The sequence below is a fragment of the Streptomyces torulosus genome, assembly GCF_001419765.1.
GTDB classification, from domain to species: domain Bacteria; phylum Actinomycetota; class Actinomycetes; order Streptomycetales; family Streptomycetaceae; genus Streptomyces; species Streptomyces torulosus.
Genome location: NZ_LIRK01000746.1, coordinates 1 through 5,822 on the forward strand (window position 1 = coordinate 1; position 5,822 = coordinate 5,822).

Annotated in this window: 7 protein-coding genes and 2 pseudogenes; 3 read left to right on the forward strand and 6 right to left on the reverse strand. The window is 72.2% G+C overall.

Annotated elements, in window-relative coordinates; genetic code table 11:
- Positions 1 to 66 precede the first annotated feature (66 nt).
- The 6 genes and pseudogenes from AOK23_RS48235 to aspA all read right to left on the reverse strand — a co-directional run.
- Positions 67 to 240, reverse strand: a complete 174-nt coding sequence (locus AOK23_RS48235; RefSeq protein ID WP_157878287.1) for a hypothetical protein — start codon at positions 238 to 240, stop codon at positions 67 to 69.
- Positions 241 to 353: 113 nt separating this feature from the next.
- On the reverse strand, positions 354 to 1,172 hold the full coding sequence (gene otnI, locus AOK23_RS38955) for a 2-oxo-tetronate isomerase (RefSeq protein WP_055717186.1): 819 nt from the start codon (positions 1,170 to 1,172) through the stop codon (positions 354 to 356).
- Positions 1,173 to 1,219: 47 nt separating this feature from the next.
- The gene (locus AOK23_RS38960) at positions 1,220 to 1,969 is read right to left on the reverse strand and encodes an aspartate/glutamate racemase family protein (RefSeq protein ID WP_055717187.1); all 750 of its coding nucleotides are present in this window, start codon (positions 1,967 to 1,969) and stop codon (positions 1,220 to 1,222) included.
- 160 nt (positions 1,970 to 2,129) lie between these two features.
- Positions 2,130 to 2,993 (reverse strand): class II fructose-bisphosphate aldolase, encoded by an 864-nt coding sequence (locus tag AOK23_RS38965; protein ID WP_055717188.1) that lies wholly within the window; start codon positions 2,991 to 2,993, stop codon positions 2,130 to 2,132.
- A complete protein-coding gene (locus tag AOK23_RS38970) occupies positions 2,993 to 4,465 on the reverse strand; it encodes a four-carbon acid sugar kinase family protein (protein ID WP_055717189.1) in 1,473 nt (490 codons plus the stop codon). Before AOK23_RS38970 ends, AOK23_RS38965 begins: the two co-directional genes overlap by 1 nt.
- Positions 4,466 to 4,530: 65 nt before the next feature.
- A pseudogene (aspA, locus tag AOK23_RS38975) lies at positions 4,531 to 4,779 on the reverse strand (aspartate ammonia-lyase); the annotation flags it as partial.
- A 494-nt stretch (positions 4,780 to 5,273) separates the two neighbouring features.
- Here aspA and AOK23_RS47395 point away from each other — a divergent pair.
- From AOK23_RS47395 to AOK23_RS38980, 3 genes and pseudogenes are all read left to right on the forward strand, one after another.
- Complete coding sequence (locus tag AOK23_RS47395; protein WP_420823789.1) at positions 5,274 to 5,402, forward strand: hypothetical protein; 129 nt, start codon at positions 5,274 to 5,276, stop codon at positions 5,400 to 5,402.
- 73 nt (positions 5,403 to 5,475) lie between these two features.
- A pseudogene (locus tag AOK23_RS46180) lies at positions 5,476 to 5,619 on the forward strand (tartrate dehydrogenase); the annotation flags it as partial.
- A 59-nt stretch (positions 5,620 to 5,678) separates the two neighbouring features.
- Positions 5,679 to 5,822: aminotransferase class III-fold pyridoxal phosphate-dependent enzyme (locus tag AOK23_RS38980; protein WP_240496761.1), on the forward strand; the 144-nt coding region annotated here is incomplete at its 3' end.

Genomic DNA, 5,822 nt, shown 5'->3' on the forward strand with positions numbered 1-5,822 from the left:
CCGGTGTAGGGGTTGTGCACGGGCGCCGTGTCGGTGCCCAGTTCGATGCCGGGGGGTACGAAGGTGTCAGACACGGTGGGTCTCCTGGAGATCGGGGCGCGTGGGCGCGGCGTAGTCGTCGGCGTGGCGCTGGTGGATGGTGATGAGGCCCGACAGCAGGGCGTAGGTGGTCTCGAAGGCCTCATGGGCGCCGGCCTGGGCGGCCGGGTCGGCGGTGAGGAGTTGCGTGGTGGAGGCCATGTCGGCGACGGGCCAGCGGAGTTGGTCGTCGGTGGTGATGAAGGGCGGGCTGGGCGTATCCGGAGGTGACGCCCTTGGCGAAGGTGACCAGGTCAGGGGCGAGGCCGTACCGCTCATCCTCGTGCGCTTTCTGCTCGGTGGCTGCGGTAGTCGTTGAGCCAGCCAAGACCTTCGCTCGTGCCGGCGCGGGGGCGGTACTCGCAGCCGGTCCACCCGTCGAAGCCCAGCTCGTCGACCACGTCGAGCAGGTGGCGGACGTTGAACTCACCCTGGTCGGGTTCACCCCGGTCGGGCACGCCCGCTATCTGCAGATGACCGACCCGGCCCGTCGGCAGGTCGCGGCACAGTGTCGTGGTGAGGTCGCCCTCAACGATCTGGCAGTGGTAGAGGTCGAGCTGCACCTTGAGGTTGGCGGCTCCCACTTCCTGCACCACGGCGTGGGCCTCGGCCTGGGTGCTCAGGAAGTATCCGGGCATGTCTCGGCCGTTGATCGGCTCGATCAGGATGTCGACGCCCGCCGCATCGGCCCGTTGTGCGGCCCAGGCCAGGTTGGTCAGGTAGGTGTCGCGGTGCTTGGCCCGCTCGGCCGGTGTCGCGTCCGGTCGGACCAGCCCGGCCATCAGGTGCACCCGCGGGCAGCCCAGCGCCGCCGCGTACTCCAGCGCCCGGTCCACCCCGGAACGCGCCTCCGCCTCACGTCCGGGCAGTGCCGCCATCCCGCGCTCTCCGGACTCCCACGCTCCTGGAGGTGCGTTGAAGAGCACCTGTTCCAGGCCGTGGTCGTCGAGCCGGCGGCGCAGCTCGGCGGCGTCGTACGCATAGGGGAAGAGGTACTCGACCCCCTGGAAGCCGTCAGCCGAGGCCGCAGCGAAGCGGTCGAGGAAATCGTGCTCGTTGTACATCATGGACAGGTTCGCTGCGAACCTCGGCATGCTGGCTCCTGTGTTCCGGCCGGGGACGGCCACGGTCAGTGGTTCAATCACCTCGCTCCGCAGCCTCCCTGCCATTGCGTGGTCTCCCAGGACCTGGCTGTGGCATGGGCAGGTTCAGCCCTCTGCTCGTTCAGCACATGCACCGCGTTCTCCGCTCCGCTGCGCGGGCTGGAGAGCACGGGCTTGCCGACCGCTTCGGCGATCGCGGGAGCCAGCGGTGCCATGGATGCCTGCGCCAGTACGATCGCGTCGACCTCGGTGGCCAGCGCCCGTGCTCCGTCCAGGACCATCGCGTCGTGGCGGTCGCGGTCACCGGACATCAGCACCGAGAAGGCGCCCTCGCAGAGCAGCTCGCGGACGGTGATGTCGCGGCCGGCCGCGCGGGCCTTCTCCTCGACGAGGGCACGGGTCGGCGGCAGCGTCGTAGGGACCGTGGCCAGGACGCCGATGACGTCGGCGGTCTCGACCGCGGACGTGGTCATCGCGTCGTCGATCTTGACGATCGGGACGGAGACGAGGCGTCGGGCCACGTCGATGGCCGGGCCGACCGAGGAGCAGGCGGAGAAGATGACGTCGGCGCCCGCGGCCTGCGCGGCCTGGGCCAGGTGCACCATGCGCTGCGTGCTGGCAGGCGAGACCTCGCCGTCGCGCACCACGGCTGCGAGCACGTCGCTGTCGACGAAGTGCAGGACCCTGGCGTCCGGCGCGAGTTCCGCGAGGTAGTCGTTGATGACCGAATCGGGATTGACGAACAGCAGGCTGGTGTGCAAAACGGCGATCGAGGCAGTGGTGGACATGGTGGCTCCAACAGGGTGAGGTATCGGCCCGCGTGCCCAGGAGGGCACGAGAGCGCGGGACAGAGCGGTGCGAACCGTGCGCCGACGCGCACGGCCGGGGGCGCACGACGGTCCTGTGTCTGGCGGTGTGGTGCGGCTGGGGCAGCGGGGCGGGATCAGGTCACGCGTGCGTCCCTTCAGCGCGGGGGCTGAGGCGGCCGATGACCTCCAGGGCGGCGTCCCGGACCGCGTCGCGGCCCGCCGCCCACAGCAGGACCACGTCGGAGCCGGGCAGCGCGGACGGGAGGGCCGTGCGCGTGGCCTCCAGGTAGGCGCGGCGCAACTCGGCGTTGACGTTGACCTTGGCCACGCCTCGGGCGAGGGCGCCGTGCAGTTCCTCGACGGGCAGACCGCTGGCGCCGTGCAGGACGAGAGGGACGGTCACGCCCTCGTGGATCGCGGCCAGCCGCTCCAGGTCCAGGCGGACCGGGTGCTGGGTGAAGCCGTGGACGTTGCCGACGGCGACGGCGAGCGCGTCCACGCCTGTCGCGGCCACGAACTCGGCCGCCTGCCGAGGGTCGGTCATCGCCGCCGTGTGCGCGACGGCGTCGGTGGAGACGTCCTCGTCGCCGGGGAGGGCACCGAGTTCGGCCTCCACCCAGGCGCCGTGGTCGCGGGCCCGGCGGACGGCCTCCCGCGTCAGCGCGATGTTCTCCGTGAAGGGCAGGTGGGAGCCGTCGACCATGACGGAGGTGTAGCCCGCCTCCAGGCAGGCCGTGATCTCGTCCAGGTCCCGGCTGTGGTCGAGGTGCACTCCGAGAAGGGCCGTGGAGCGTGCGGCGGCGTCCAGCGCCAGCCGTATCAGGGCCTCGCGACCGGCGTGCTTGAAGGGACTGGAGCCCGCCTGGATGACGACCGGCCGTCCCGCGGCCTCGGCGGCGGCCGTGATCCCCTGGACCGTCTCCAGGTTGTAGGCGACGAACCCGGGCAGGGCGTGACCGGCGGCCGCGGCCTCCTTCAGGGCATCGGTTCCGTGCAGCAGCATCAGGCACTCCTGAGCAGGTCGAGGGCGTCGACGAGGGCGTCGGCGCCCCCGACGTTCCCGGCGAAGACGATGTAGGGGATGCCGGCGGCGGGGCCGTCCACGGGCTCCCAGAGCGAGACGATGCCCGGCAGCAGCGTGCCCCGGGCCCAGGCACGGCGGATCCGGAGGCCGTGGGTGGCGGTGTCGCTGGAGGTGATGCCGCCCTTGGCGACGACGAAAGCGGGCCGCCGGGCGGCGTTGACCTGGCGGACCGCCTGGACGAGCGCGGCGGAGACCCGGCGGGAGATCGCCAGACTGTCGTCCGCGTCGGCACCCGTCACCAGCACCCGAGAGGTGCGGATCACGGCATCGGCCGAGTCCAGCGCGTCGGCGGCCGCGGCCGCGACCTCGGCGATGTGGGCGTCACGCCGCCCCTCGTCGAGCAGCAGCGCCACGTCCAGCTCGTACTCGGCGATCCCGCCGCGCTCCCGCAGCCGGTCCAACTGCTCTGTCGTGAGCGCCATGTGAGACCCCACGACGACGAGACCGTGGGGTGCGCCGCCGTGCGGCGGGCGCACTGCGGCTGGGGTGAGCCGGCGCAGTGCGGCCGGGGTGAGCGGGGCCCGCGCCGCCTGTCCGGCGCGGGCTCTGACGAAGGACGGCCCGACCCGGTACAGCAGCCGAGTGCCGCTCTCCTCCGCCCGCGCCAGGGCCAGGGCGAGCACGCGCAGGTCGTCGTCGCACACCGCGTCGACCACGGCCACCCGTCCGCCGCGCAGCGAGGACAGCAGCCGTGCCGTGTGCGCCGGGCCGCCGCCGCGCAGGTCGTCCAGGGTGACGCGCAGGACCTCGTCAGCGGGGACGCGTCCGCCCGTCTTCTCCTCGACCCACTCGGGCAGCGAGGAGCTGCGGTAGCCGAAGGTGGCGTCGCGGGCGAACTCGCTCATCCCGACCGGGAGCAGTCCGTCCGTGGTCCGCATCCAGTGGTGGGAGCCGACGGTCAGCCGGCCCGCCTCGATGTAGGCGGGCACCAGCACGACGCCGTCCGGGGCTCTGCCGTCCAGCTCGGTCAGCTCCTCGGCGAGGACGTCGGTCTCCAGCGGGAAGTGGCCGCGCAGCGTCGAGTCGCCGCGGCTGGCCAGGACGTAGCCGGTGCCCTCGGCCGCCGCGGCGGCGTGCAGGGCGCGGACCACCTCGCGGTTGCGTGCGGCGGCGTCCGCGGGGGACAGGCTGCGGGTGTTGGTGAGGACGAAGAAGACGGCGCTGTCCTGGCACAGCGCCCAGCGCAGGTCGTCCACCGTCCAGGACGTCAGGACGGGTACGTCGGCGACCGTCTGGGTGCCGGTGGGATCGTCGTCGAGGACGACGAGACGGGGACCGCCGGCGATCCGGGCGGCCACTTCCGCGGCACTCACCTCACGGACCGGGGGCAGCCCGTCCAGCACCGCCGCCTCGGGGACGGGCCGCGTCTGGGCATGGCGGGGTAGGGACATGGCGAATTCCTGCTCCCTTACGGGTAGTTGGGGGCGAATGTCAGTCGGGGTCGCGCCTGCTCACGTCACACCAGGGCTTGACCGGGTCCCGCGACGGCCTCGGGACGCGGGAGCTCGGCGAGGGGCCCGGCGGGCAGCAGGCCCTTGTCCAGGACGAGTTCGGCGACCCCGCGTCCGGTGGCGAGGGCCTCCTGGGCGATGCCGATCGCCGCCTCGTAGCCGATGTACGGGTTGAGGGCGGTGACCAGACCGATCGAGTTCTCCACCGCCGCCCGCAGCGCCTGGATGTTGGCCGTGATCCCCGCGACGCATCGGCCCCAGTACGCCTCAGCGGGGACGTCGCGATAACCGAGCAGGCCGTGCTCGCTGCGGTGCGCTACGGCGGTCATGGCAGGCCGGGCCTTCTCTCGGAGCGTGTTCAAGCGTGCGGGTGCGTGGCGTGCGGCAAGGGGCGGGCGAGCACGCCCCGCAGGGGCGGTGGGGACTCGCCACGATCACGCCGCGAAAATTCTGGGCAGTGTCACCGCCGTCGGTATTGGCTCAGAACGACTCGTCCTTCGCCTTGTCGCAGGCGCCGCCGGACGGCAGGAACCACGCGGTGCCGTCCCAGGAGGGGACGGGCACCTTCGCCGAATCGCCGGGTCGGCGGCACGCCCTCGGCCCCGATGCCGTCACCGGGGACGAGGGCGAGGCGGTGGTTCTGGTTCGTCATAGGGCCGATTGCAGCAGCGGGCGGGGCAGCGCGTCCAAGACCCAATTCCGATGTGCCTTATAAGGCCGCCCTATAAGGCGGCTTTATCGCGGCTCCGTGGGCGCCCGCGTTCTGGACATCGAGCCGGAGAACACCTTGGACATCGCCCTCGTCGCCCGCCGCGGCCTCCTGTCGCCCGCAGCCGCCGCGTTCGTCACGGCCGCGACCTCGGCCGCCGACAGCTGATAGGCCCCGCTTATAAGACAGATCCGCTTTGCGTCTTGGACGCCCCACCAACCGCCCTGCTGCAATCGACGCCATGACGACGAACCACCGGATCGCCCTGATCCGGGGCGGCGGCATCGGCACCGAGGTACTGCCCCCCGCCCAGCAGGTGCTCGATGTTCTCGGCCGCCGCCACGGCTTCAGCCTGTCCTACACGTCGTACGACTGGTGCGAGCGGACCTCGAGCGGATCTCGGCCGACGGCCGACCCCCGGCCGCCTTCATCGCCGAGTCCCTGATGGGATCGGGCGGGAACATCGTGTTCCCCGACGGCTACCTCGACGGCGTGTTCACCGCTGCCAGGCGGGCGGGCGCCCTGTGCGTCTCCGACGAGGTCCAGGTCGGCGTCGGACGCCTCGGACCCTGGTGGGGCTTCGAACTC

What these genes read in the sequence shown, in the direction of transcription:
- AOK23_RS38965 (WP_055717188.1), bottom strand. Translation starts at nt 2,993, where the DNA reads ATGCTGCTGCACGGAACCGATGCCCTGAAGGAGGCCGCGGCCGCCGGT.
- AOK23_RS38960 (WP_055717187.1), bottom strand. Translation starts at nt 1,969, where the DNA reads ATGTCCACCACTGCCTCGATCGCCGTTTTGCACACCAGCCTGCTGTTC.
- AOK23_RS48235 (WP_157878287.1), bottom strand. Translation starts at nt 240, where the DNA reads ATGGCCTCCACCACGCAACTCCTCACCGCCGACCCGGCCGCCCAGGCC.
- otnI (WP_055717186.1), bottom strand. Translation starts at nt 1,172, where the DNA reads ATGCCGAGGTTCGCAGCGAACCTGTCCATGATGTACAACGAGCACGAT.
- AOK23_RS38970 (WP_055717189.1), bottom strand. Translation starts at nt 4,465, where the DNA reads ATGTCCCTACCCCGCCATGCCCAGACGCGGCCCGTCCCCGAGGCGGCG.